This is a genomic window from Tundrisphaera macrotermitis (assembly GCF_051175315.1).
Classification (GTDB): Bacteria; Planctomycetota; Planctomycetia; order Isosphaerales; family Isosphaeraceae; genus Tundrisphaera.
In genome coordinates this window covers 3,691,964-3,715,254 of record NZ_CP195100.1, presented here as the reverse complement: position 1 = coordinate 3,715,254, position 23,291 = coordinate 3,691,964, and the positions used below count along the sequence as shown (strand labels likewise).

18 protein-coding genes are annotated in these 23,291 nt (G+C 69.1%); 11 read left to right on the top strand and 7 right to left on the bottom strand.

Annotation, left to right across the window (positions count from 1 at the left end; all coding sequences use genetic code 11):
* The 5 genes from ilvC to TA3x_RS14900 form a co-directional block, all read right to left on the bottom strand.
* Window positions 1-1,005 (bottom strand): ketol-acid reductoisomerase, encoded by a 1,005-nt coding sequence (gene ilvC / locus TA3x_RS14920; protein WP_435015446.1) that lies wholly within the window; start codon window positions 1,003-1,005, stop codon window positions 1-3.
* Between the two features lie 226 nt (window positions 1,006-1,231).
* On the bottom strand, window positions 1,232-1,828 hold the full coding sequence (gene ilvN / locus TA3x_RS14915; protein WP_435015445.1) for an acetolactate synthase small subunit: 597 nt from the start codon (window positions 1,826-1,828) through the stop codon (window positions 1,232-1,234).
* Window positions 1,829-1,991: 163 nt separating this feature from the next.
* On the bottom strand, window positions 1,992-3,533 hold the full coding sequence (locus TA3x_RS14910; protein WP_435015444.1) for a DUF4340 domain-containing protein: 1,542 nt from the start codon (window positions 3,531-3,533) through the stop codon (window positions 1,992-1,994).
* 69 nt (window positions 3,534-3,602) lie between these two features.
* Window positions 3,603-6,500, bottom strand: coding sequence for a Gldg family protein (locus TA3x_RS14905; RefSeq protein WP_435015443.1), 2,898 nt, complete (start codon window positions 6,498-6,500; stop codon window positions 3,603-3,605).
* 143 nt (window positions 6,501-6,643) lie between these two features.
* Window positions 6,644-7,375 carry an ABC transporter ATP-binding protein gene (locus TA3x_RS14900; RefSeq protein WP_435015442.1) on the bottom strand — a complete coding sequence of 244 codons (732 nt, stop codon included), beginning with the start codon at window positions 7,373-7,375 and terminating at the stop codon, window positions 6,644-6,646.
* 329 nt (window positions 7,376-7,704) lie between these two features.
* Here TA3x_RS14900 and TA3x_RS14895 point away from each other — a divergent pair, with 329 nt between their 5' ends.
* The 11 genes from TA3x_RS14895 to ribF all read left to right on the top strand — a co-directional run bounded on the left by TA3x_RS14895 (window position 7,705) and on the right by ribF (window position 21,104).
* Window positions 7,705-8,673: an AAA family ATPase gene (locus tag TA3x_RS14895; protein ID WP_435015441.1), complete on the top strand. Its 969-nt coding sequence runs from the start codon at window positions 7,705-7,707 to the stop codon at window positions 8,671-8,673.
* 3 nt (window positions 8,674-8,676) lie between these two features.
* Window positions 8,677-9,036 (top strand): HYD1 signature containing ADP-ribosyltransferase family protein, encoded by a 360-nt coding sequence (locus TA3x_RS14890; RefSeq protein WP_435015440.1) that lies wholly within the window; start codon window positions 8,677-8,679, stop codon window positions 9,034-9,036.
* A complete protein-coding gene (locus TA3x_RS14885) occupies window positions 9,033-9,338 on the top strand; it encodes a DUF6881 domain-containing protein (protein ID WP_435015439.1) in 306 nt (101 codons plus the stop codon). Before TA3x_RS14890 ends, TA3x_RS14885 begins: the two co-directional genes overlap by 4 nt.
* A 26-nt stretch (window positions 9,339-9,364) precedes the next feature.
* Window positions 9,365-11,236 carry a hypothetical protein gene (locus tag TA3x_RS14880; protein ID WP_435015438.1) on the top strand — a complete coding sequence of 624 codons (1,872 nt, stop codon included), beginning with the start codon at window positions 9,365-9,367 and terminating at the stop codon, window positions 11,234-11,236.
* A gap of 76 nt (window positions 11,237-11,312) precedes the next feature.
* Entirely contained in the window at window positions 11,313-13,880 is a 2,568-nt protein-coding gene (locus tag TA3x_RS14875; protein ID WP_435015437.1) for a DEAD/DEAH box helicase, read from the top strand.
* Window positions 13,877-14,548 (top strand): metallophosphoesterase, encoded by a 672-nt coding sequence (locus tag TA3x_RS14870; RefSeq protein ID WP_435015436.1) that lies wholly within the window; start codon window positions 13,877-13,879, stop codon window positions 14,546-14,548. The genes TA3x_RS14875 and TA3x_RS14870 overlap by 4 nt, the downstream gene beginning before the upstream one ends.
* Before the next feature lie 258 nt (window positions 14,549-14,806).
* Window positions 14,807-15,838, top strand: a complete 1,032-nt coding sequence (locus TA3x_RS14865; RefSeq protein WP_435015435.1) for a PhoH family protein — start codon at window positions 14,807-14,809, stop codon at window positions 15,836-15,838.
* A gap of 147 nt (window positions 15,839-15,985) precedes the next feature.
* Window positions 15,986-18,214: an HD family phosphohydrolase gene (locus TA3x_RS14860; RefSeq protein ID WP_435015434.1), complete on the top strand. Its 2,229-nt coding sequence runs from the start codon at window positions 15,986-15,988 to the stop codon at window positions 18,212-18,214.
* Complete coding sequence (ybeY, locus tag TA3x_RS14855) at window positions 18,214-18,735, top strand: rRNA maturation RNase YbeY (protein ID WP_435015433.1); 522 nt, start codon at window positions 18,214-18,216, stop codon at window positions 18,733-18,735. The genes TA3x_RS14860 and ybeY overlap by 1 nt, the downstream gene beginning before the upstream one ends.
* On the top strand, window positions 18,723-20,009 hold the full coding sequence (locus TA3x_RS14850) for a hemolysin family protein (RefSeq protein ID WP_435015432.1): 1,287 nt from the start codon (window positions 18,723-18,725) through the stop codon (window positions 20,007-20,009). Before ybeY ends, TA3x_RS14850 begins: the two co-directional genes overlap by 13 nt.
* A gap of 150 nt (window positions 20,010-20,159) precedes the next feature.
* Window positions 20,160-21,104, top strand: coding sequence for a riboflavin biosynthesis protein RibF (ribF, locus tag TA3x_RS14845; RefSeq protein ID WP_435015431.1), 945 nt, complete (start codon window positions 20,160-20,162; stop codon window positions 21,102-21,104).
* Here the strand turns inward: ribF and TA3x_RS14840 are convergent.
* Window positions 21,091-22,212: a hypothetical protein gene (locus TA3x_RS14840; RefSeq protein WP_435015430.1), complete on the bottom strand. Its 1,122-nt coding sequence runs from the start codon at window positions 22,210-22,212 to the stop codon at window positions 21,091-21,093. The two genes, ribF and TA3x_RS14840, sit on opposite strands and share 14 nt — an antisense overlap.
* A gap of 74 nt (window positions 22,213-22,286) precedes the next feature.
* Window positions 22,287-23,207, bottom strand: a complete 921-nt coding sequence (locus TA3x_RS14835) for a site-specific tyrosine recombinase (RefSeq protein WP_435015429.1) — start codon at window positions 23,205-23,207, stop codon at window positions 22,287-22,289.
* Window positions 23,208-23,291: the final 84 nt, after the last annotated feature.

Here is a 23,291-nt window from a genome sequence, read left to right as displayed (position 1 = left end):
TCAGACCGTCTTGCTATCGATCCAGCTCATCAGGCCGCGGAGCCGCTTGCCGACCTGCTCGATCGGATGCTCGCGCTCGCGGCGCTTGGTGGCGAGGAAGCCGGGGCGGCCGGCCTTGTTCTCGAGGATCCACTCGCGGGCGAACTGGCCCGACTGGATCTCGCCGAGGATCTTCTTCATCTCGGCGCGGGTCTGCTCGGTGACGATCCGGGGGCCCCGGGTGTAGTCGCCGTACTCGGCCGTGTTGGAGATGCTATAACGCATGTAGTTGAGGCCGCCCTGATAGATCAGGTCGACGATCAGCTTCAGCTCGTGCATGCACTCGAAGTAGGCCGACTCGGGCTGATAGCCGGCCTCGATCAGCGTTTCGAAGCCCATCTTGACCAGGGCCGACACGCCGCCGCACAGGACGACCTGCTCGCCGAACAGGTCGGTCTCGGTCTCCTCGGCGAAGGTCGTCTGGAGCACGCCGCCGCGGGTCCCGCCGATCCCCTTGGCGTAGGCCAGGGCCAGGGCGGTGCCGGCCGGGGTGCAGCCCTCGCCGGAGGCGATCAGGCAGGGGACGCCGCCCCCCTTGACGTACTCGCTACGGACCAGGTGGCCGGGGCCCTTCGGGGCGATCAGGGCGCTGTCGACGCCCTGGGGCGGGACGATCTGGCCGAAGTGGATGTTGAAGCCGTGCGAGCAGAGCAGCAGGTTGCCCGGCTTGAGGTTCGGCTTGATGTCCTTCTCGTAGACCTCGGCCGCGACCTCGTCGGGCAGGAGGATGTTGACCAGGTCGCCGAGCTTGGCGGCCTCGGCGGCGGAGACGGGCTTGAAGCCGTCCTTCACCGCCAGGTCATAGTTGGCAGAGCCCGGCCGCTGGCCGACCACGACGTTGCAGCCCGAGTCGCGAAGATTCTGGGCATGGGCGTGCCCCTGGCTGCCATAGCCGATGATGGCGATCGTCTTGCCCTTGAGCAGCCCCAGGTCGGCATCCTGGTCGTAGAACATCGTGGCCGGCATCAGTGCGAATCTCTCGGAAAAAGGAAAGCGAGGGGTCAGCGGACGGAGTCGCGGGCGGGGGTCCAACGGGGCCGGCTCGGCCGGTGCGACGGGGGGCGGCGCTGGCCGCCCGCGTCGTCGCCGATCGTCCCGGGTCGCCGAGGGCCGACGATCGCCCCCGCCGGGATCCGACGAGGAGGACCATCGCCCCGGGGCCCGGCATCACGCCGGCCACCGCGACGGTTCATCAGAGGCTGGAGTGGCCGACGACGGCGGGGGCCTCTTCGAGGTCGAGCACGACCGGCTGCTGCATGTCGGGGTCGGCGAGGTCGCCGCCGCGGGCCAGGGCGATCCGGCCGGTGCGGGCCAGCTCGCGGATCCCGTAGGGGCGGACGGCCTCGATGAAGGCCTCGATCTTCCGCTCCTGGCCGGAGATCTCGACCATGATCTGGTCGGGCGAGACGTCGACGATCCGGCCCCGGAAGATCTGCACCAGGCTCTGGAGCTCGCCGCGCTGGGCGGGCGGCGCGTCGACCTTGATCAGCATCAGGTCCCGCTCGACGAAGTCTTCGCGGGAAAGGTCGAGGACCTTGACCACGGTCACGATCTTCTCGAGTTGCTTGCGGATCTGCTCTAGGGTCCGATCGTCGCCGTGGACGACGACCGTCAGCCGCGACAGGTGGGCATCTTCGGTCTCGCCGACGGCGAGGCTGTCGATGTTGAACCCGCGCGACGCGATCATGCCCGACACGTGGGCCAGGACGCCCGGCTGGTTCTGGACCAGGGCCGAGAGGACGTGGCGTGCGGACGGACTGGAGGAGGATTGGCCTGGCTGCGACCCCATCGCGACGACGACTCCCTGGAGGAATGACCGGCCGTTGCGCCGGCGACTCGGGGGTGCCGGCGGAAGGCAAGCGGCTATTGTGACGTGTGGACGCCCCATCGACAAGGGTGAGGCGGGGCGGGTTCGCCGCCCGGCCCCGCCTTCACGCGTCGAGGGATCGATTTCAATGGGGGTTGATGGGCCGCCCGCCGCCCATCCCGCCCGGGAAATTCAGCCCCTCGGGCAGACCCAGGCCGCCCGGCAGGCCCATGCCCCCGGCGGGACCGGCCGGCTTGGACCCCTTGTCCCGAATCAGTGAAGCGCTATCGAGCACGATCGCCCGGAAGCCCTCGTTCGGGGTCACGTAGTACCAGGGGGCGAACCGGTCGCTCAGTTCCTTGGCCTTCTTCTGGCCGTCGGCGATCACCTTGTCCTGCTCGGCCTGGAGCGCCGCGACCCGGTCCTTCTCCGCCTGGCTCTCGACGAGGATCTTCGAATCCCCCTCGTCGTAGTGGAACGGGTCGTCGGGGAAGGCCGCATCGCCGGTCGGCGGCTTGGGCGGGGGGATCAGGCTGGGGTCGAACGCGGCGGTGGCGAACAGGTAGCGGCCCTCGGTCGCGCCCGGGGGCTTGTCCTTGGTCGCGTCCTTCCCCTTCTCGGCCTCGGCCGACTTCGTCTCGCCCGACGAGAGTTCGTTGCCGGCCCCGAAGAAGGCCTCGCCATAACGCAGGGTGTAGACCACCCCTTCATCGGTGGAAACCGTCACCTCGCCCTGGTTGGAGAGCAGCCCTTGCTTGGTGGGGTAGAACCCCTTGGCCACCAGAGACAGGAGGGCCTGGCGCGTGGTCGGCTTGACCTCGCCGGGGGCCTCCTTGAGGTCGCCCGTGAGCCCTTCCGGCTTGGGCCGGATGCCGGCGATCTTGAGGTCGGCCAGTGCGGTGGTGAGCGCCGACAGGGTCTCGGTGTTGGTCTCCTTCCCCTCGGGCATCCCTTCCAGGGCCCAGGGGCTCGACGCATCCTTGCGGGTCAGGGTGACCACTTCTCCGGGGATCAGGCGGCCGGTGTCCGGGTCGAATTTCTTGTGGTCGATCACGACCCGGTGGACCTTGGAGGCGTCGAGCTTGAGGAGGTTGGTCTCGATCCAGTCGGCGAACCGGGTCGAGAGATCCACCTTCACGTTGACGCCGTAGGTCCGCTTCTGGCCCGGGACGCGGACGTACCGCTGCTCCGGATGGTCCTTCACGGGCTGGCCGATGATGAACTCGGCCAGCACATTGTCGGAGGCGTCGCGGAGGGTGACCTTCTTGCCGATCCCCTTGAGGCTGGCGGTGGCCTTGGTGTCGAGCGGGTCGATCACGCCGAAGTCCGCGTGGTCCTCGGTCCGATCCGAGCGGATCGAGTCCTTGTGCAGGTCCAGAACGCCCGAGGCGGTATCGACGAGCCGTTGCTTGGCGTCGGCGGGATAGTCGTAGTGTGACGGGATGGTCCACTTGCCGTTCTTGAGCGTCACCTTGAAGGGGAGGATGTCGGCGGTCGCCGGGTCGTAGTCGACGACCTCCAGGGTGGTGCAGGCGTTGGGGTCGGTGAACTCGGGGAAGAACTTCTGCCCCTGGTCGTCGAAGGCCGACGACGTGACCGATCGGTCGGCGTGGGTGAAGTACGCCGCGCCGATCATCACGACGGCGACGGCGACGAACACCAGGGTCTTGGACATCTCGCGATTCATCGTCGGGGTCTCTCGCGCGGGTCGATGCGTTCCAAGGGTTTCGTTGACGACGAGGAACACGGCGGGGGCTCAGGCCAGGCGGCTGGGCTTGGCCCCGCGGTTCTCACGCCCGGCGCGAACGAAGAAGACGAACAGGGCGAGGATCAGCGCCGGCAGCGGGGCGATCACGATGGCGGCCGTGCGGACCCGATTCTGGATCTTGCGGATCGAGGTTTCCATCGCGGTCTTTCCGTCCTGGATCCTGACCCGCTTCTGGTCCTCGATGGCGGCCTTCTTGACGTCGAGCCGGCGATTCTCGGCGGCCTGGAGGTTGGCCAGGCGGATTTCCTTGGTCCTTTCGTCGATGTCCTTCTCGTCGCGGACCTTGGCGACGGCCTCGTCCAGCTTGGCCTGGGCCTCATCCAGCTCCTTGCGGGCCTCTTCCTCGGCCTGCTTCGAAGCCTGCTGGGCCTCGACGATGAAGGCCCGGCTCTGCTGCTCGAGCCAGGAGAGGGTGCGATGCTTGGGCCTCCGCTTGCGGAGCCCGACGAAGGCCTCGTCCCCGGCGAGGACGTCCACGCAATTTAGCACGAATGAGATGTTGTCGAAGTTGAGCTGCGGGTTCTCGTTGCTGCGGCGCCGGATCTCGAAGAATTGCTCGTTGATCAGGTCGAGGTCGGCGATGGCGATCGCGTGGACGTCGGGGACCTTGGCATCGGCATCCTTCTTGGCCGGATCGGCGGGCGCGGCGGTCGCCGGCTTGCCGTCGACGCGGGCGGCCAGGGTGTAGCCCATCCCCGAGGGGATGTGACGACGGTTGGGGTTGAACCCACCCACGCCCATGAAGCTCTGCTGGACGGTCTCGCCGAACGAGATCGTCCCGCCCAGGTCGCCGACGGTCAGCAAGGGCGTGAACTCCGGGCTGCTCCCCTTGGGACGGAGCGTGCCGGCGAACATCAGGACGACTTCCTGCAGGCCCGAGGTGGCCGACTGGTTGGGGTTGAAGGCGTCATCGCCGCCGCTCCCCTTGCCGACGAAAACATACTCGGGCGGGAGTTCGGGGATGTTGGCCAGCGGGTTGTACGGGTTCCAGACGATCTCGGTGGTCGGCCAATCGATCCCCAGCGCGTCGAGCAGGGGCTTGAGATCCCCCTTCGGCTCGGGCGGCTGGCCGCCGCCGAACGGGCCGCCGGGCGGCTGCTTGGGGACCTCCGGGGCGAGCTGGGCGTTGAACATCGGCAGCGGGTCGAGGAACAGCAGGGTCGGGTGCCCGGCCTTGACGTAGGCCGTCAGGTCTTCGATCTGCTTCTGATTCAACGAGGAGGGCTGGGCCACCAGCATCACGTCGATGTCGTTGGGCAGCGGGGCATCGACGGCCACCGAGCTGACCTCGTACTGCTTCTTCAACTCGGTGACGAACGGCCATTCCTGGTCCTGGCCCATCGACCGGAAGTCGAAGCCGCCGAGCATCTTGGCGTCGGTCGCGAGGATGCCGATCTTTTTCCGCCCGCTCTTGCTCACGACCCGGATTGAGCGGGTCAGCTCGTATTCGATGGGCAGTCCGGGGTCGAAGAACGGGACGACGACCTCCTCCAGACCGGAGGTGAAGGCCACGCCCAGGAAGATCTCCGACCGGGACTGACGGGCTTCCTCGGCGCTGAAGACCGGACGCGGCTCGATGCCGAACCGCTTCTGGGCATCGCGGGCCGCCTCGGAGTAGGGCTCGGCCTCGACGATGTTCAGGTGAATCCGGCTGCCACCCTCCGACGCATATTCGCGGAGCAGGCCGACCAGCGTGTTCTTGGCCTGGATGTAGTCGCGGGGGACTTCCGGGCTGATGTAGGCCTGGATGTAGACCGGGCGATCGGCGGGGATTTCCTTGATGAGCTTCCGGGATTCATCGCTCAGCGTGAACAGCTTCTCCAGGCTGTTGTCGTGGTGCAGGCCGGTGGCCTTGACGATGGTGTTGACGCCGACCAGCGCTGCCACCACGGCGACGACCCGGATCAGCGAGTGGGCCCACAGGCCCTTGCTCCGCTCCCCGCCCGCCCAGTGGCGACGGCCGAGCAGGATCATGTTCAGGAACAGCATCGCCGCGGCCATCGACAGGAAGTAGAACAGCCCGGACGCCGGGATCTTGCCCTCGCCGAAGTCGCGGAATTGCGACGGGATGGAAAGATCCTCGATGCCTGTGCGGACCGACGGGCCGAACGGCAGGCCGACCAGCCCGGCGAACACCGGGATGGCGCAGAACAGGGCGCCCAGGATGAAGCCGACCGTCACGTTGGACGAGAGCAGCGACGCCACCAGGCCGATGGCGATCATCATCGCGCCCATCAGCCAGTAGCCCAGGAAGGTCGAGGCCATGATCCCCAGGTCGGGCGAGCCCAGCCACGCCAGGACCGCGACGTGGGTCAGCGAGAACATCAGGGCCACCGTGTAGATGCCCAACGCCGCCAGGTACTTGCCCAGCACGACCTCGATGTCGTGAGCGGGGAGCGTCAAGAGGAGTTCGTCGGTCCCCTGCCGCCGCTCCTCGGCCCAGGCGCTCATGGTGATCGCCGGGATGAAGAACAGGAGGAGATAGGGCATCCACTCGTTCAGGGTGCCGAGGTTCGCCAGGTTGTTGGCGAAGAACTCGGGCCGCCAGAACGCCGCCCAGGCGCCGACCAGCACGAACAGGGTGATGAAGACGTAGCCGGCCGGGTTGCTGAAATAGCTCAGGAAGTTCCGACCGAAGATCGCGCCGATCACGTGCGGCCGGAGCGGCCAGCCGGAGGAACGGCGCGGCGGGATCGGCTGGGACGCGGGCCGGGCCGGCCCGGCCGGGGCCGTCGCGGCGGAGGCCGGCGGTGCCGGAGGCAGGGGGACGTCGACCGGCGCCGGCGGCTTGGCCGATGCCGGGGCGGGCGGCTTCGGGGCCGCCTTGGGCTGATTCTGGTTGTTCTTATTCTGGTTGCTGCGGTTGCGATTGTTGCGGCTGCTCACCGTGGCTCCTCGCAGTCCCGACGGGCTCGGGGGGGATCAGAGGCGGGTCGGGGCAATGGATTCGACGGGGCACCGGCGGGGAGAAAGGCCAGGAAGCCCCTCGATCCCCGGGCTTGCCCCGGTTTTGCTTAATTACGTCCGGGTTATTTGGCGGGTTCGGCGGTCAGGGCGTGGAACTGATCTTCTAGGGTCTTGCCCCCGGCCATCATCTCGCTCGGCTTGCCGTCGAAGACCAGTCGGCCGTCGTGGATGAACAGGACGCGGCCGGCGATCGGCTCGACTTCCTGGAGGATGTGGGTGGAGACCAGCACGGTCTTGCTCTGCCCCAGCTCGCGGATCAGCTGGCGGACGCCGCGGATCTGGTTCGGGTCCAGGCCGCTGGTCGGCTCGTCCAGGATCAGGACTTCGGGGTCGTGCAAAATCGCCTGGGCCATCGACACCCGCTGGCGATACCCCTTGGAGAGCTTGCCGATCGGCTTGTAGGCGACCGTGTCCAGCGAGCACTGATCGATGACCGCGTCGATCCGCCGGGCCAGCGTGGGCCGATCCAGGCCGCGGGCCGCGCCGAAGAACTTGAGCAGGCTCATCGGGGTCATGTCGGTGTAGAGCGGCCCGTTCTCGGGGAGGTAGCCGAGGTGCTGGGCCACGCCGATCCGATCCGACTGGACGTCGATCCCGGCGATCCGGGCCCAGCCGCGCGTCGGCGCGACGAAGCCGGTCAGGAGCCGCATGGTGGTGGTCTTGCCGGCCCCGTTGGGCCCCAGGAAGGCCACGACTTCCCCCTTGGGGATCGAGAACGAAACGTCCCGGACTGCCATGAACGGACCGAACTGCTTGGTGAGGTTGTGGGCCTCGATCATCACGGGCGTAGGCATCGCGTCGTCATCCCTCGATCCCATCAGAACCCCGCTCGCCTCGTCGGGGACCGGAGAAAACCGCCATTATGCCGGCCCCTCAGGGCCGACGCAACCGCCAAGGTCGGCCGGCGAGCGGTCGGCCCGCGCGACCCTAACCGGGGGGGATGTAAGCGGATCCTGCCGATCGTCCGGAGATCGGACCGCCCGGCGTGGAGGCGACCGAACATCCCCGGGTCGCACCCTCGTTAGGGTCCGGACAATCCGTTACATTGGGGAGATGCCGGATGGGGATCGGGCCGCCATCGCGAGGCCGCCCCGACCGGACGGTCGTTCGCCACCGGAGACTCATGGCTATTCCGACCCAATCCAGGACCGTCGAGGTGGGCGGCGTGACGTTGCACCTCAGCCCCCCGGATGCCACCGATCAGAGCTGGATCGGCCAGGATCAGGTCCTGAAGCAACTCCTCGCCTGCTGGCTGGTGGTCGACCCCCGCGACCGCCCCCTCTCGCCACGCCTGGTCGGGCCGCCGGGCATCGGCAAGACGACGCTGGCCATGGCCGCGGCGAAACTCCGCAAGCAGCCGCTCTACATCAACCAGTGCACCGCCGACACCCGGCCGGAAGACCTGCTGGTGACTCCGGTTTTGGCCGAGTCGGGCAAGATCGCCTACCACGCCTCCCCCCTGGTGGCGGCGATGCTCACCGGCGGCGTCTGCGTGCTCGACGAGGGGAACCGGATGAACGAGAAGTCGTGGGCCAGCCTCGCCCCGCTGCTCGACCATCGCCGCTACGTCGAGAGCGTGGTGGCCGGGATCACGATCCCCGCCCACCCCGACTTCCGCTGCTGCGTGACCATGAACGAGGACGAGTCGACCTACGAGGTCCCGGACTACATCCTGTCGCGGCTCCAGCCCACCCTCGGCCTGGGCTTCCCGGACCGCGACGACGAGATGCAGATCCTCCAGTACCATCTCCCGTTCGCCGCCCCGGAGCTGCTGGCCCTGACGGTCGACTTCCTCCAGCAAGCCCACGAGCTGAAGCTCGACTTCTCACCCCGGGACGGGATCAACCTCCTCCGCTACGCCCTCAAGCGGATGGCCCAGGACCCGGATCACCCGCTCGGCCGCGATGCCGCCTGGCGCGAGTCCCTGGCCTGCGTCCTCGGCGACGAGGCGGCCGACCTCGAAGACCTCGCCCGCCGCAAGCGTCGCGCGATGGGCGGCCAGCACTCCCCGATGGGCCTCGGCGACCTCTTCTTCGACCCCGACGACCCGCTCCACCCCGACGCGGACGACGAGGACGAAGACGATGATTGATCGATGATCCTGTATCATTACACGGATGCGAAAGGGATGCGTGCGATCCTGGAATCGGGCCGGTTGCTCGCTTCGACCGCGGCGGCCAATCCGCAAGATGTCCGCTACGGTGATGGGCAGTACCTCTCGAACGTGGTTCCGGGAACCAAGACTCCGGCCCAGTTATCCCGGGAGTCTCTGAACCAGCCCTTCCAGGGTCGAAAGTTCACCCACTATATCGCGATCGAGGTGGAAGGGCTGGAACTGATTTGGGGCCGCCCCGGCGTCTGCGTGATCCCGAATGTTCGGCCGCTCGAACTGGGGCGGCGGCTCGTCGGATTCGGCGAGAACTCCGCACCACCTGAATCCAGACGGGGCTCATGATGCGTTATCTCCGCGTGGTCTGGCTGCATGATTTCCCCGACGAACCGATCGAGCTGTTCAGCGAACTCGATGAGCAGTCCCAGGAACTTCGCAAGGTGGAGCGATTCCGGGATGGGACCTTTGGGTTCGCCGATTCGCAAAGGAATTCGGAATCAACCCGGCTCGGGCTGGAGCCGATCCCACCGCCGGAAGAGATCGCCCTCGATCCCCAATTCCAACCTCGAATGATCTCCCGCGCCGAATTCGACCGAGTCTGGGAACTGGCGCTGGCGTCCGCCAGGGCAGGGTCCTCGATCGGGTGAAACGGGGCTTCCAGGAGCCATATCAGATGCCGCCTCGCCCCACCGCTGATGACTTCCTCCGGATCGGCACTCGCGTCCGGGTCATGCCGATCATCCACGGCTCGGGCGACTGCGCCGTGAGGGTTCGGGAGGAACTCCTGTCGCGACGATATGACTGCGTGGCGGTGCCGTTGCCCCCATCGTTCCAGGAGGATGTCGAGGCCGCCATCGAGCAGTTGCCGGTCATCTCGGTCGTCGTCCAGCGGGATGCCGACGCCGAGGATGACGAGGAAGAGCCGGAGGAGGGCGGGTTCAGCTACGTCCCGATCGACCCCTGCCAGGGGGTGATCGCGGCCCTTCGGCTGGCGATGGGCGAGCGGATGGCGCGGGCGTTCATCGATCGGGAGACGCCCCGGTTCGAGGCGTCGGAAGCGACCTATCCCGACCCGTATGCCTTGAAGGTGGTGAGCCCCGAAGGATTCGCCGCGGCCCTGCTGCCCGCCCTGCCCCCGCCCGAACCGGGGCAGCATGCCGACCGGATCGCCTGGATGGCGGCCCGCTTGAGGGAGTTGGAAGCGGTTCACGAGTCGATCCTCCTGGTCTGCTCGCTGGCCGACTGGCCCTGGATCCGCGACGCCTACGAGAGGCAGGTCGAGGTCGACGAGCCGGCGCCGTTCTTCGCCCCGATCCGGACGTTCGGGGTCGATCCCAAGACGCTGATCTTCGTCCTCGGCGAACTGCCTTTCCTGACGGGGCTCTACGAGAGGGGCCGGCGCGAACTGACCCCGGACGACAATCTGTCGGTCGATGGCGTCAAGGAGATGGTGCTCCACGCCCGCGACGCCCTGAAGCAGAAGCTCCCCAGGGTGGCCGCCCGGGTCACCCCGCAGTTGCTCTCGGTCTACTTCCGGTACGTCCGCAACCTTTCGCTGATCGAGCGGCGGCTGACTCCCGACCTCTACTCCCTCGTCGTCGCGGCCCAGCAGACGGCCGGCGACGACTTCGCCCTGGCCATCGCCGAGTCGGCACGGACCTATCCGCACGAGGGGGATGGCGTGTTCGATGCCTCGGTCCGGATCGGCGTCGATCGCGCCGAGGTGCCGATCTGGGGGACGGGCCGGATGGTGAGCCGCCTGCCCGGCCAGGCCCTGTCGTGGCGATCGTGCCAGCTCAAGACCAAGCCCGCCGATCGCGACAAGGCCCGGTGGCAACAGCGCTGGAACCCTTATGGGATGTGCTCCTGGCCGCCCGAAGACGACCGGATCGAGAGCTTCCAGCGCCACGTCCGCGATCAGGCCAAGGCGATCCTCGGGGCCGACCTCGCCCGCTCCGAGAAGTTCACGTCGAGCGTGATGGACGGCCTGGACATCCGCGAAACGCTGCGGAACTGGCACACCGGCGACCTCTACGTGAAGGTCCTGCCCCCCAGCCGGGGGTCGATCGAGGCCGTCGTCTTCCTGTTCGACACCCCGGCCGACCCCCGGGTCTACACCAACCGCACGACCTGGTACGCCGAGCACTCCGAGGAATCGACGCTCGCCTTCTTCGCCACCGATCCGATGAAGACGCTGGTCGGCCCCGGGATCGCGCAGGCCGATTACGGCGGGGCCCTGTTCCTTTTCCCGCCCCGGCCGATCCCCGACCTCTGGGACGACCCCCGGCTCGACTTCGCCGACACCCTGGAAGACCGGCTCCTGGCCGGAGCCTTTTTGCACAGCCGGGAGAAGCACGTCGCGGTCGTCTCGGCGAAGCCCCCTTCGGCCGCGTGGCGGCGGCTGGCCAGCCGCTACGGCCGGAAGATCGTCCACCTGCCGCTCGGGCGGTTCGGCGGACAGCTGATCGAACGCCTCCGCCGATTCCACGTCCTCAACGGTAAGGTGGTGCGATCCTATGCGGCCGACTTCATCCGGGATGCCTGACGCGGTCGGACTCGACCGGCCGGGGCGGGGTGGGATAAGATGGAATGCCGCCCCCATCCCGAGATGATCGAGAAGGATGCTCATGCCGGGAGTCGACATCGCGGACCCGCTCGGTGCGCTCGCCGGACCGGTGCGCGACTGGTTCGCGCGGACCTTCCCGAACGGGCCCACGCCGGCCCAGCGCCTGGCGTGGCCCCCGATCGGTGACGGCGAGAATACGCTCCTGATCTCGCCCACGGGGACGGGCAAGACCCTCGCCGCATTCCTGGCGATCATCGACGGGCTCTACCGGGAACATGCCGCCGGGACGCTCACGCCGGGGCTCCGCTGCCTCTACGTCTCGCCGCTGCGGAGCCTGGGCTACGACATCGAGCGGAACCTGACCGATCCCCTCGACGCGATCCGCCGCGACCTGGGCCTGGCGAAGTCGCCGGTGACGATCGGGGTCCGCACCGGCGATACGTCGGCCTACCATCGGCGGAAGCTCCGCGACGAGCCGCCCCACCTCCTGATCACCACGCCCGAAAGCCTGTCGCTGATGCTCAGCCAGGCCGTGTGGCACGACGCCTGGCGCGGGGTCCGCCACCTGATCGTCGACGAGGTTCATGCCCTGGTGCCGACCAAGCGGGGGGCGGATCTCAGCGTCTCGCTCGAACGGATCGCGGCCAGAGCGGCAGTGGACCCAAGCCGGATCGGGCTGTCCGCGACCTGCCGCCCGGCCGAGATCGTGACCCGGTATCTCGTCGGCCCGGATCGAGCTTGCTGCGTCGTCGAGGCGGCCCCGCCCGAGGGCTCGCCGGGCCTGGAAATCGAGGTGGCCTCGCTGCTCAAGGCCGACGAAGCGCCGCATCGCGGTCTGACGTACCGCCGACTGCTCCGCAAGCTCCGCGACGCGACCCACCGGGCCCGGACCACGGTCATCTTCGCCAACACCCGGGCGTTTACCGAGAAGATCACCCACGACCTGAAACACGACCTCGGGGACAAGGTGGCCGCCCACCACTCGGCGCTCGACGCCGAGCGGCGCCGTCAGGTCGAGGCGTCGCTCAAGGCCGGCGAGCTGAGCGCGGTGGTCACCAGCACCAGCCTGGAACTGGGCGTGGACATCGGACAGGCCGACCTGTCGGTCCTGGTCGGGCTGCCGGGCGGTGTGTCGCGCTGCCTCCAGCGAGTCGGCCGGGCCGGGCACGCGGTCGACATCGCTACCCGGGGCTGGCTGCTCGCCGCCACCCCCGCCGAGCTGGCCGGGGCGGTCGTCACGGCCCATGCGGCCCGGCTCGGGCAGGTCGAGCCGCTCCGCCCGGTCCTCCGGCCTTTGGATGTCCTCTGCCAGCAATTGATCGGGATGGCCTGCGGCGGCGAGTGGGCGTCGGACGACGCGTTCGCGCTGGTACGGCGGTCCTCGACGATGGCCGACCTGTCGCGGAGAGACTTCGACGATTGCCTCGCCTTCCTCGCCGGGGAACTCGCCGCACCGCCGGGCGCCTACGAGCCCGAGCCGGGATCGACCCCGAGGTGGACCGCGCCCCGGATCTGGAAGAAGAACGGCTTGTTCGGCGTCCGCAACGGGTTGATCCCGCGCTGGTTCCGGTCCAACGTCGGCACGATCACCTCCGAGGAGTCGGTCCGGGTTCAGTTGGAGACCGGGGTGATCGGGAGTCTGGAGGGGGCGTATGCCGAGAAGCTCCAGCCCGGCGACCGGTTCATCCTGGATGGCCGGGCCCTGGAGTTCGTCCGGCTCGACGGCCTGACCGTCCACGCCCGCGCGACCGGGGGGGAGCCGAACCTGCCGCGCTGGTCGAGCGATCGCCAGGGCCTGTCGGCCGAGCTGGCCCGCGACCTGTCTCGCTTCCGGTCCGAGGCCGGGTCGATCCTCGCCGAAGGCCCCTCGGCGCTCCGCGCCTGGCTGGGCGAGGGGCATCACCTGGGGATCGACGAGGTCGGCGTCCTCGAAGCCCTGTTCGCCGCCCAGGAGCAGGTCAGCGAGATCCCCGGCGAGGATGCGGTCCTGGTCGAGGAAGTGCCCGATCTCCAGGGGGGCGGGCTGATCTATGCCTTCCACGCCCCGCTCGGCCGGCCCGCTTGCGAAGCGACCGGCCGGGCCGTGGCCGCCCGCCTGGGCCGGCGATTCGGCCGGGACCTCCAGCTGGTCGTTGCCGACCTCGGCTGGTCGATCGCCCTGCCCGAGGGGGCCGAGATCAAGCCGGGAGATGTCGCCGGGCTGCTCGTCGCCGATGGCTTCGAGGACGACGTGCTGGAAGGGCTCGATCGCGGCGAACTGCCGGCGCGGCGGTTCCGCCACGTCGCGGCCACCGCCCTGATGGTCCTGCGCCGGCCCGAGGGGGGACGGACCAAGGTCGGCGGCCTGCTCTGGGTCGCCCAACGGCTCTACCCCCTGGTCAAGGCCGCCTGCCCCGACCATCCCCTGCTCCGCGAGACCCGCCGCGAGGTTCTCGAAGAGATCCTGGACGCCCCCACGGCGCGGGCCTGGCTGGAGAGTCGGCCTCGGGTCCGGTTCCGCCAGCTCGACGGGCCCTCCCCCTTCGCCTCGGCCTGGATCGACCCGGGCGGGCCGGAGCCTGTCCGGTACGAAACCCCCGCCGACGCCCTCCGGCGGCTCCACGAACGGCTGGTGCCCCGATGATCGCCGGGCCCGACGGCTGGCAGCTCGCGCCCGAGGGGGCCGCGATCCATCCCGGGGAGCGGGTCGCGGTGATCGCCGACGTCCACCTCGGCTACGAGTGGGCCCGCGCTCGGGGGGGCGACTGCCTGCCCGCCCACTCGCTCCGGGAGACCCTGGCGAAGCTGGCCACCCTGTTCGATCGCGTCCCGGAGGTCGACCGGCTGGTGATCGCCGGCGATCTCGTCGAGTCGGCCAAGCCGTGCCTTCGGACCGCGGCCGACGTCCGGGGCATGGTCGACTGGCTCGCTCGCCGGGGGGTGCGGCCGGAGTTGATCCAGGGGAACCACGACCCGAGGCGATCCCCGGCGCCCGCGTCGGTCGAAGTCGCCGGCTGGACGATCGCCCACGGCCACCGGCCGATCGCGGGCGAACGGACGATCTCGGGGCACCATCACCCGGTCCTCCGGGCCCAGGGGCTGACGGCCCCCTGCTTCCTGGTCGGCCCGACGACGATCGTCCTGCCGGCCTTCACCCCGAACGCCGCCGGCCTCCCGCTGGGATCCCCCGATATGCCCCGATCCTGGCTCAGCGATGGGCTTCGCTGCGTCGCCGGCCTGGGGGATGCGGTCCTCGATTTCGGGCCCCTCCCCGCCCTGCTGGCCGGTTTGCGGCAAGGGGTCGCCCCATGATCCGACGGTCGAGCGAAACGAAAGCGACGGGTCGGCTACCTGCGGCGGAATTCGATGCCGATCCACGAACATGCGTCCTTTGGGGTGCGTATATTCAGTTTGAGTGAAGAAAAACCGCGACTCGGAAATCTATCCGACGTTGCGTTTTTCCGAGGATGACCCCCATAATGGTCGGGCGGGACGAGCCGCCTCGCGCCAGTGATTCACGCCAGTTGACGCGCCCGCCAGCGTCACGCCGTGTCGGTCGAAAGGCAGGGCATGCCGGAAGTCACGATCACGCTCGACAGCCACGACGAAGAGTTGGCCGTCTTCGGCAGCCGCGACCAGTTCCTCCGCCAGGTGCGTGATGCATTCGGCGTCAGGGTGGTGGCGCGGCATGGCGAGGTCCGCGTCGAGGGAGAGACCGGGAAGATCGAACAGGCCCGCCAGGTCTTCGAAGAACTTCGGGGCTGGCACCGCAAGCGTCGCACCGCCTCGGCGGGGGATGTGGCCGGCCTGATCGACAACCAGATCAGCGTCGGACACGGGCTGGCGGAGAATGGTAATCCGGGCGTGGACCTCCACGAGGGGGGCAAGGTCGTCCGCCCTCGCACGGATGGCCAGGCCCGCTACCTCGCCTGCCTCCGCGACCACGAGCTGGTGTTCTGCATCGGACCGGCCGGCACCGGCAAGACCTATCTCGCCGTGGCTAAGGCCGTCTCGGAGCTGAAACGCGGCAAGATCAAGAAGATCGTCCTGGTGCGGCCGGCCGTCGAGGCGGGCGAGCACCTCGGCTTCCTGCCCGGGGATCTCGAAGCGAAGATCAACCCGTATCTTCGCCCGCTCCTGGACGCCTTGCACGACCTGATGGACTACAATCAGCTCCGGCGCTACATGGGCAACGATCTGATCGAGATCGCCCCGCTGGCCTACATGCGAGGCCGGACCTTGAACGATGCGGTGATCATCCTCGATGAGGGGCAGAACGCCACGATCCCGCAGATGAAGATGTTCCTGACCCGGATGGGCCAGAATGCCCGGATCGTGGTCACCGGCGATGTCACCCAGGTCGACCTGCCGCCCGAGACCGTGAGCGGGCTGGCCGATGCCGTCGAGAAGCTGCGCAACGTGCCGGGGGTGGGTGTGACGACGCTCGATCGGAGCGACATCGTCCGCCATCCTTTGGTCCAGGCCATCGTCAATGCCTACGAAGCCAACGAGCCGGCCCGCCGGGTCGAGTCGAGGCCGGCGGCCAACCCGCCCGGCTCCGAACCTCCCCCGGCCCAGGCCGACGTTACCGCCTCGGAGTGAGGCGGCCCCCGGCCCCGCCCCCCACCACGGCCCCTTCGGCCGCAGGGCGGGGATTCGGCCGGTCGGATGCCACGCCGTAGTGGGCGTGGCACACTCCGGCGCGGGATGGGCCTCGGGCCCGTTGACCGCGCGTGGTCGAGATCATCCATGAGCTTCGGCAAACGTCGTCCCAAACTCACCCGGGCGCACCTCCGGCCCTCCAACCCGATCGCCATCCGGCAAGGCCGCCTCGCCCAGCAAAGGGGCCGGTTGGCCCGACTCGCCGTCGTCGCCGCGGCCGTCCTGGTCACCGCCGCGATCGTCCACGGGCCCGGCCCGTTCTTCACCTACCGGCACGGGCAGGTCCCCGACCGCGAGATCCGCGTCAAGGTGCCGGAGTTCCGCCGCTTCAACCAGTCGAAGACCTCGGCCGAGCGCCAGGCCAGGGCCGACCAGGTCCCGCCGACCATGGTCAATGACCCGGCCCCGATCCGCGACCTCGCCGATCGCCTCGACGATCTGGTCGACGCCATCGCCAAGGCCCCGACCTTCGCCGCCGTGCCCGAGGCGTTCCGCAACTTCTGGAAGTTGACCCAGTACACCTACGACGACATCCGCGAGGCGAGCGACACGCCCGAGCGGCACGAAGAACTCCGGCGCAAGATCGTCGCCGCCTTCGAGCCCCTGATCCGCGACGGCGTGCTCGGCCCGGACATCCTCCCGCGCAACGAGGACGCGAGCCGCACCCTCTCGGTCCGTCGCGGCGATGTCGAATATCTCGTCCCGCGCGATCGCGTCATGCGTGAGCGGATCGACAAGCCGGACGGACCGGTCGGCCGGGACTTCATCGCGACGTTCCTGCCCAACACGCTGGGCCAGGGACTCTTCGCGCTGGTGGCCGACAAGCTCGCCGGCACGCCGACGCTCAAGTATGACGCGAACACGACGGCCCGGCGGCGGCAAGAGGCCCGCGACCAGGTGGCCGACGCCTACGACACCTTCAGCAAGGGGGATGTCCTGGTCGAGCAGGGCCAGAAGATCGGCGACGACCAATTGACCCTGCTGCGGGCGGAACACCAGATCGCCAACGCCTCGCGGGCCCTGGAGGAGCGGCTGCGGCGTGGATGCGCGGTGGTCATCCTGTCGGCCGCGTTGTTCGCCCTGATCGGCTACTACGTCTATCGCCACGAGCCCAGGATCGCCCAGGATATCGGCCGGATCGCGTCGATCTGCACGCTCTGCGTCGCGGCGATCGGCCTGGCCCGCCTGCTGGCGATGCAGCCCTGGGACGCCGAACTGGTGCCGGTGGCCATCGCCGCGATGATCCTGGCGATCGCCTACAATCCCAACTTCGCCTTGATGGTCACCTTCGGGCTTTGCCTGCTGACGACCCTGGCGACCAACGGGAGCATCGGCAGCTTCATCACCCTGATGGGCGGGACGGCGGTCGGCGTCCTCTGCCTCCACGAGGTCCGGACCAGGACCAAGCTGATCAAGGTCGGCGTTGCGTGCGCCCTGGGCTATGGCCTGCTGACCTGGGCCTCCGGGCTCTGGGGCGGGCAGCCGATCGAGCTGGTCATCGCCGAGAGCCTGGCGCGGGCCGGCTGGGGGCTGATGGCGGGGTTCGTGCTGGGGGGCAGCCTCCCCTTCGTCGAGACAGCCTTCGGCATCGTCACCGGGATCAGCCTCCTGGAACTGGGCGACATCGCCCATCCTCTGCTCCAGGAACTGGTCCGGCGTGCCCCGGGCACGCACAACCACTCGATCGCAGTGGGCACCATCGCCGAGGCCGCCGCCGAGCGGATCGGGGCCAACTCGCTGCTGGTCCGCATCGGCGCCTACTTCCACGACATCGGCAAGATGCTCAAGCCGCACTACTTCGTCGAGAACCAGGCCGGGGCGACCAATCGCCACGCCAACCTGGCCCCGGCGATGAGCACTTTGATCATCATCGGCCACGTCAAGGACGGGGTCGACCTCGGCCGGCAGCACCACCTGCCCGAGCCGATCATCGACCTGATCGAGCAGCACCACGGCACGACCCTGGTCGAATACTTCTTCCACGAGGCGACCCGCCGCAGCGGGGGCAACCCGGACGGGGCGACGGTGCTGGAAGGGGCGTTCCGCTACCCCGGGCCCAAGCCCCAATCCAAGGAAGCGGCCTTGCTGATGGTCTCCGACGCCGTCGAGAGCGCCAGCCGGACCCTCTCCGAGCCCACCCCCGCCCGGATCGAGGGGCTGGTCCGCGACCTCATCAACAAGCGGCTCCACGACGGCCAGTTCGACGAATGTGGGCTCACCCTCCGGGAGATCTCCGAGATCCGCGAGAGCCTCATCAAATCCCTGATCGGCATCTACCACGGCCGCGTCAAATATCCGGAGCAACGGACTGCCTGATGGAGATCGACCATACCCCCCCGAACACCGAGATCGAGGTCGAGATCAGCGACGGCCAGCGATTCCTCCGCGTCGACCACGCCGATTTATCCGCACTGGTCCGCCGCACCCTGACCGCCCAAGGGGTCGACGCCGCCTCCATCTCGATCGCCCTCGTCGATGATCCCACGATCCACGCGATCAACCGGCGCCACCTCGCGCACGACTGGCCCACCGACGTCATCAGCTTCGTCCTCTCGGAGCCCGACGAGCCGGTGTTGAGCGGCGAGCTGGTCGTCTCCGCCGAGATGGCCGCGACCACCGCGCGCGAGGCGGGGGCGGACCCGAACGCCGAATTGGCCCTGTATGTGGTCCACGGCTTGCTGCACCTGTGCGGGCTCGACGATCGGGACGAATCCGACGCGGCGATCATGCGCCGCCGCGAGGCGGAGATCCTGGAGGCCCACGGGCTGACCAATCCATTCCCGCTGGTCGGGCCGACCGCCGACGCGGGCCGGGAGGACGTGCGTTGCGATCGTTGAACCTGGCCTGGATCCTGGGCGTCGGCTTGCCCTTGCTTCTGGCCGGACAGGCCCTGGCGATCGCCTTCGGCCGTGCCCTGCGGACTTACTCCCGGAGCCGCCTCGAAGAGGTCTGCTCGGCCCACGGCCGCCCGGCCCGCGCCGATGCCATCGCCCACGGCGACGAGGTGACCGAGCGCGCCGCCGAGTCGCTGGGGATCCTCGCGGGGCTGACCCTGGCCTCGCTGCTCGCCCATTCGGTGCCCGAAGTCTGGCCGGCCCTGAACGGCACGGTCGCGTTCTTCTGCGCCATCGGCCTGTCCTCGCTGACGCACATCCTCGCCAGCGTGGTCGGTCGGGTCTATGCCGAGCCGTTGCTGGACGCCCTCTGGCCGATCGCCCGCCCGGTGCGGCTGGCGGCCCGGCCGATGACCGGCCTGGGCAACCTGTTCGGCCTGATCGCCGCGCGGTTGTCGCGCCCCGAGGATGTCGCCCCGCGCCCGGCCAGCGTCGAGGTCGAGTACCCCTCGGACGCAGAGATCGACGAGGAGATCGATGCCGACATCCCGTCGGCCACCCGGGCCATGCTCGAACACGTCGTCGCCCTGTCGCTCCGCGATGTCTCGGAGATCATGACCCCGCGGTCGTCGATGATCCTCCTCCCCGCGACGACCTCGGCCCAGGCCGCCGCCCGTGCGTTCTCCGAGTCGGGCCTCAGCCGGATCCCGATCTTCGGCGAGAACCGGGATGACATCATCGGGATCCTGTTCGCCAAGGACCTGTTCCCGGCGATGACCGAGGCGGCCAGCTTCGACGAGGTCTCGGCGCGGAAGCTGGCCCGGGGGCCTTACTTCATCCCGGAGACGATGCCGGCCAACGACCTGCTCAACGAGTTCCGGTCGCGCAAGGTGCAGATCGCCATCGTCCTGGACGAATACGGCGGCGTCACCGGATTGATCACCCTGGAAGACCTGATCGAGGAACTGGTCGGGCCGATCGACGACGAGCACGACCGCGAGCCGCCCGACCCCGTGGTCGCCCTCGGCGAGAAGTGCTACGAAGTCCCCGCCTCGATCGAGTTGGAGACCGTCAACCAGCGCCTCGGGACCCATCTTCCGACGGGCGAGGACTACGAAACGGTCGGCGGGCTCGCGCTCAATGCCCTCGGCCGCCTGCCTTCTTTGGGCGAGTCGTTCCGGTCCAACGGCGTCGAGTTCACGGTCATCGAGGTCGTCGATCACGCCGTCCGCCGCCTTCGGCTCGACCTCAACGTGGGAGCCAGGCCGAGCCCTTGACCCTCCCGACCGGCCGCTTCGGACCCCCGGAGGTCCGAGGCGGGATTGACCGGGCGGGAGGCGGGTGGCGATAATCCGTGGCGGATACCGGTCGATTTCGGGCCGGCGGAGCGCCGCGGCGAACGGCCGTCGGATGGGGGACTGGGGACGGTGATCACGATCGAGAATTTCGCGGACGTCCCCGCTCGCATCCAGGGTGCCTTCGTCGCGGTCGGCAATTTCGATGGGGTCCATCACGGTCATGCTCGGCTCCTGGAGAGCCTCCGCTCCCGGGCCGATGCGGCGGGTGTGCCCGCCCTGGCCCTCACGTTCGACCCGTCCCCGGTGGCCGTGCTCCGCCCCGAGGAAGCCCCCGCGCCCCTGACCTGGATCGCCCGCCGGGTCGATCTGATGCTCCAGGCCGGGGCCACCGAGGTCGGGATCTTCCGCACCGGGCCCTGGCTGCTCGGCCTGTCCGCCCGCGAGTTCTTCGACCGCGTGATCGTGGGCCAGCTCAAGGCCCGGGGGATGGTCGAGGGGCCGACCTTCGGTTTCGGCCGCGATCGTGGCGGGGACTCGCGCCTGCTGGCCGACTGGTGCGAGCGGGCGGGGATCGCCTTCGAGGTGGCCACGCCCACCGACCTGGACGGGCGGATCGTGTCCTCTTCGCGGATCCGCCAGGCGCTCGGGGCGGGGGACGCCGTCGGGGCCGCCGCCCTCCTCGGTCGACCCCACCGCATCCGGGGGATCGTGACCCACGGCGCGGGCCGAGGGGCCGGCATCGGCGTGCCCACCGCCAACCTGGATGAGATCGATACCCTGATCCCCGCCGACGGCGTCTATGCCATCCACGCCTACACGGAGCCGGGCGGACCGCCCCGCGCGGGGGCGTGCAACATCGGGCCCAACCCCACCTTCGGCGAGCAGATCCGCAAGGTCGAGGCCCACCTGATCGATTTCCAGGGCGACCTCTACGGCCGGACGGTCGAGGTCGATTTCCTGGCCCAGCTCCGCCCCACCCGGCGGTTCGCCGGGCTGGAAGACCTCCTGGCGCAGATCGCGTCCGACATCGAGCAAGCCCGGTTCGTGTGCGACCGCCCGGTCAGTGGTGGATGAAAGCGACCACGATCTCGACGGCGATCAGGATCACGACCAGCACTTCGAGGAACTCGCCCCGGCTGTGGTCCGCCTGGTTGACCAGCAGATCATAGACGTCGCCGACGATGTCGAGCTTGCGGCGGATGCTCTTCTGCCACTCGCCGAGGTGGAACCGGGTCCGGGCCAGGTCGAAGACCCGCGACAGGTACTGGTCGCCGATCAGCTTGAGGTTGTTGTCGGCCCGCTCGAAAAGGCTGGTCGCCTCGATCTCCAATTCGCGGACCTCGCGGACCACGGCACGCTGGGCGGTCTGCTTCTTCCGCCCCTTCGTCCCCTTATCGATGTGGATGAGCCGATACGCCGCCTCCAGGCGGTCGTCGAGGCGGTCGTCGATGTGGCGGAATTCGAGCAGCTGGACGTTGGCGAACTCGATCACCTGGAGCGTGTCGGCGCAGTCGCGATCGGCGATGAAGCCGGCCGCCCAGTCCAGGACCACGAGATCGTCGGGCGTGTAGGAGATGCCCAGGCGGGTCGCCTCGCGGATCTCCCCTTCGCTGAGCGGGCCGGATTCGAGCCGGACCAGGCCGGCGATCCAGGCGCGATGGGCCTCCAGCCAGGCCGCATCGACGCCGGCCACCTGGAAGACGACATACTCCTCGCTCAGTTCGCTGACCTCGTACTCGACGACCATTGGCCGGATCCGATCCAGCCAGGGGGCGATGGCCAGCCTCGCGGCGGCGGTCAGGGGGGCGGGGTCGGCCAGGTGCCCGGCCAGTTCCAAGAGTCCGGCGGGCGTGGCCTCGACCGGGAACCGGATCATGACCGAGAGGGCACCGAAGTCGAAGAAGGTCAATTCCCCGCGAGGGGGGCCGACCCGCGCCGATTCGCCCCCGGGCAGGCCCAGGCCGGAGACGTCCAGGGCCATCCTCAGCGGGGCCGGGCGATAGCGGATCGACTCCGGGGTCCGTCGCCGACGGGCCAGCGGCCCGGTCTCGCCCGGGATCAGGGCCCGGGCCCGATCCAGGTCGATCTCATAGCCCACGTCGAAGGCGAAGGCCAGGGTGATGGTCGCGGCCAGCGTCGCGTCGACGTCCGGGGAGGCGAGGGCGGGCCCGTTCGGGCTCATTCGGGGCGGACTCCGGGGGCCGGTTCGGGACGCCCCCAGTATTCGCATCTCGGCCGCCCGAGGCAACCGTCGACTCAGCCCGTGCCCGAGCGGGGATGGAATCGCGAGTGGACTTCGCGAAGCCGGCTCAACTCGACCCGGGTGTAGACCTGGGTGGTGGCGATCGAAGCGTGGCCGAGCATCTCCTGGACCACGCGCAGGTCGGCCCCGCCGGCCAGGAGGTGGGTCGCGAAGCTGTGCCGCAGGGTGTGGGTGGTGACCGCCTCGGGCAGCCCCGCCTCCCGGGCCGTCTTCTTGACGATGCCCCATAGGGCCACGCGCGACATGGGGCGGCCGTATCGGGTCACGAAGACGGTCGCGGTCTCGGGCCGGCGTGCCACCAGCACCGGGCGATCACGCTGGAGATAGGCGGACAACGCCTCGCGGGCCCTCTTCCCGAGCGGGACGAGCCGCTCCTTGTCCCCCTTGCCGACGCACCGCGCGATCCCCGCCGCGAAGTCGAGATCGCGGGGCCGGAGGTTGGAGACCTCCGAGGCGCGGCAGCCGGTGGCATACAGGGTTTCCAGCGCGGCATGGTCGCGGCGGCCGAGGGTCGTCTCCCGGTTCGGCGTCGCCAGCAGTCGGTCGACCGACTGGGGTCCGAGGACCGTGGGCAGGCGGTCCCAGATCGCCGGCGCGATCAGGAGCTTCGCGACGTTCTCGGAGAGCTTGCCGTCGTAGATCAGGTAGCGATAGAAGGTCGACAGGCTGGCGAGGTGCCGGCCGATCGTCTTGGGGGCCAGGCGGCATTCGCGCAGATAGTCCACATACCCCGTCAGGGTGGCGATGGTGATGTTCGCCAGGGGGCCCGGTGCGTGGGCCTTGCGCCACCGGCCGAATCGGACGATATCGGCCCGATAAGCCGCGAGGGTGTTGGGCGAGAGCCCGCACTCGGCCATCAGATAGTGGAGGAACGGCCCGATCGGATCGCGGTGGGGATCGAATTGCGGAGGCATGGCGAAACGGCCTCGATCCGGGATACGACGATCGGCCCCGGGCCGGGCACGCGGCCCCGCCCGCCCCTCGTGGTATCGACCGGA

Bases quoted from the DNA above. Each gene is read 5' to 3' on its own strand.
- ilvC (WP_435015446.1), bottom strand. From the start codon at position 1,005: ATGCCGGCCACGATGTTCTACGACCAGGATGCCGACCTGGGGCTGCTC.
- ilvN (WP_435015445.1), bottom strand. From the start codon at position 1,828: ATGGGGTCGCAGCCAGGCCAATCCTCCTCCAGTCCGTCCGCACGCCAC.
- TA3x_RS14910 (WP_435015444.1), bottom strand. From the start codon at position 3,533: ATGAATCGCGAGATGTCCAAGACCCTGGTGTTCGTCGCCGTCGCCGTC.
- TA3x_RS14900 (WP_435015442.1), bottom strand. From the start codon at position 7,375: ATGCCTACGCCCGTGATGATCGAGGCCCACAACCTCACCAAGCAGTTC.
- TA3x_RS14895 (WP_435015441.1), top strand. From the start codon at position 7,705: ATGGCTATTCCGACCCAATCCAGGACCGTCGAGGTGGGCGGCGTGACG.
- TA3x_RS14890 (WP_435015440.1), top strand. From the start codon at position 8,677: ATGATCCTGTATCATTACACGGATGCGAAAGGGATGCGTGCGATCCTG.
- TA3x_RS14885 (WP_435015439.1), top strand. From the start codon at position 9,033: ATGATGCGTTATCTCCGCGTGGTCTGGCTGCATGATTTCCCCGACGAA.
- TA3x_RS14880 (WP_435015438.1), top strand. From the start codon at position 9,365: ATGCCGCCTCGCCCCACCGCTGATGACTTCCTCCGGATCGGCACTCGC.
- TA3x_RS14875 (WP_435015437.1), top strand. From the start codon at position 11,313: ATGCTCATGCCGGGAGTCGACATCGCGGACCCGCTCGGTGCGCTCGCC.
- TA3x_RS14870 (WP_435015436.1), top strand. From the start codon at position 13,877: ATGATCGCCGGGCCCGACGGCTGGCAGCTCGCGCCCGAGGGGGCCGCG.
- TA3x_RS14865 (WP_435015435.1), top strand. From the start codon at position 14,807: ATGCCGGAAGTCACGATCACGCTCGACAGCCACGACGAAGAGTTGGCC.
- TA3x_RS14860 (WP_435015434.1), top strand. From the start codon at position 15,986: ATGAGCTTCGGCAAACGTCGTCCCAAACTCACCCGGGCGCACCTCCGG.
- ybeY (WP_435015433.1), top strand. From the start codon at position 18,214: ATGGAGATCGACCATACCCCCCCGAACACCGAGATCGAGGTCGAGATC.
- TA3x_RS14840 (WP_435015430.1), bottom strand. From the start codon at position 22,212: ATGAGCCCGAACGGGCCCGCCCTCGCCTCCCCGGACGTCGACGCGACG.
- TA3x_RS14835 (WP_435015429.1), bottom strand. From the start codon at position 23,207: ATGCCTCCGCAATTCGATCCCCACCGCGATCCGATCGGGCCGTTCCTC.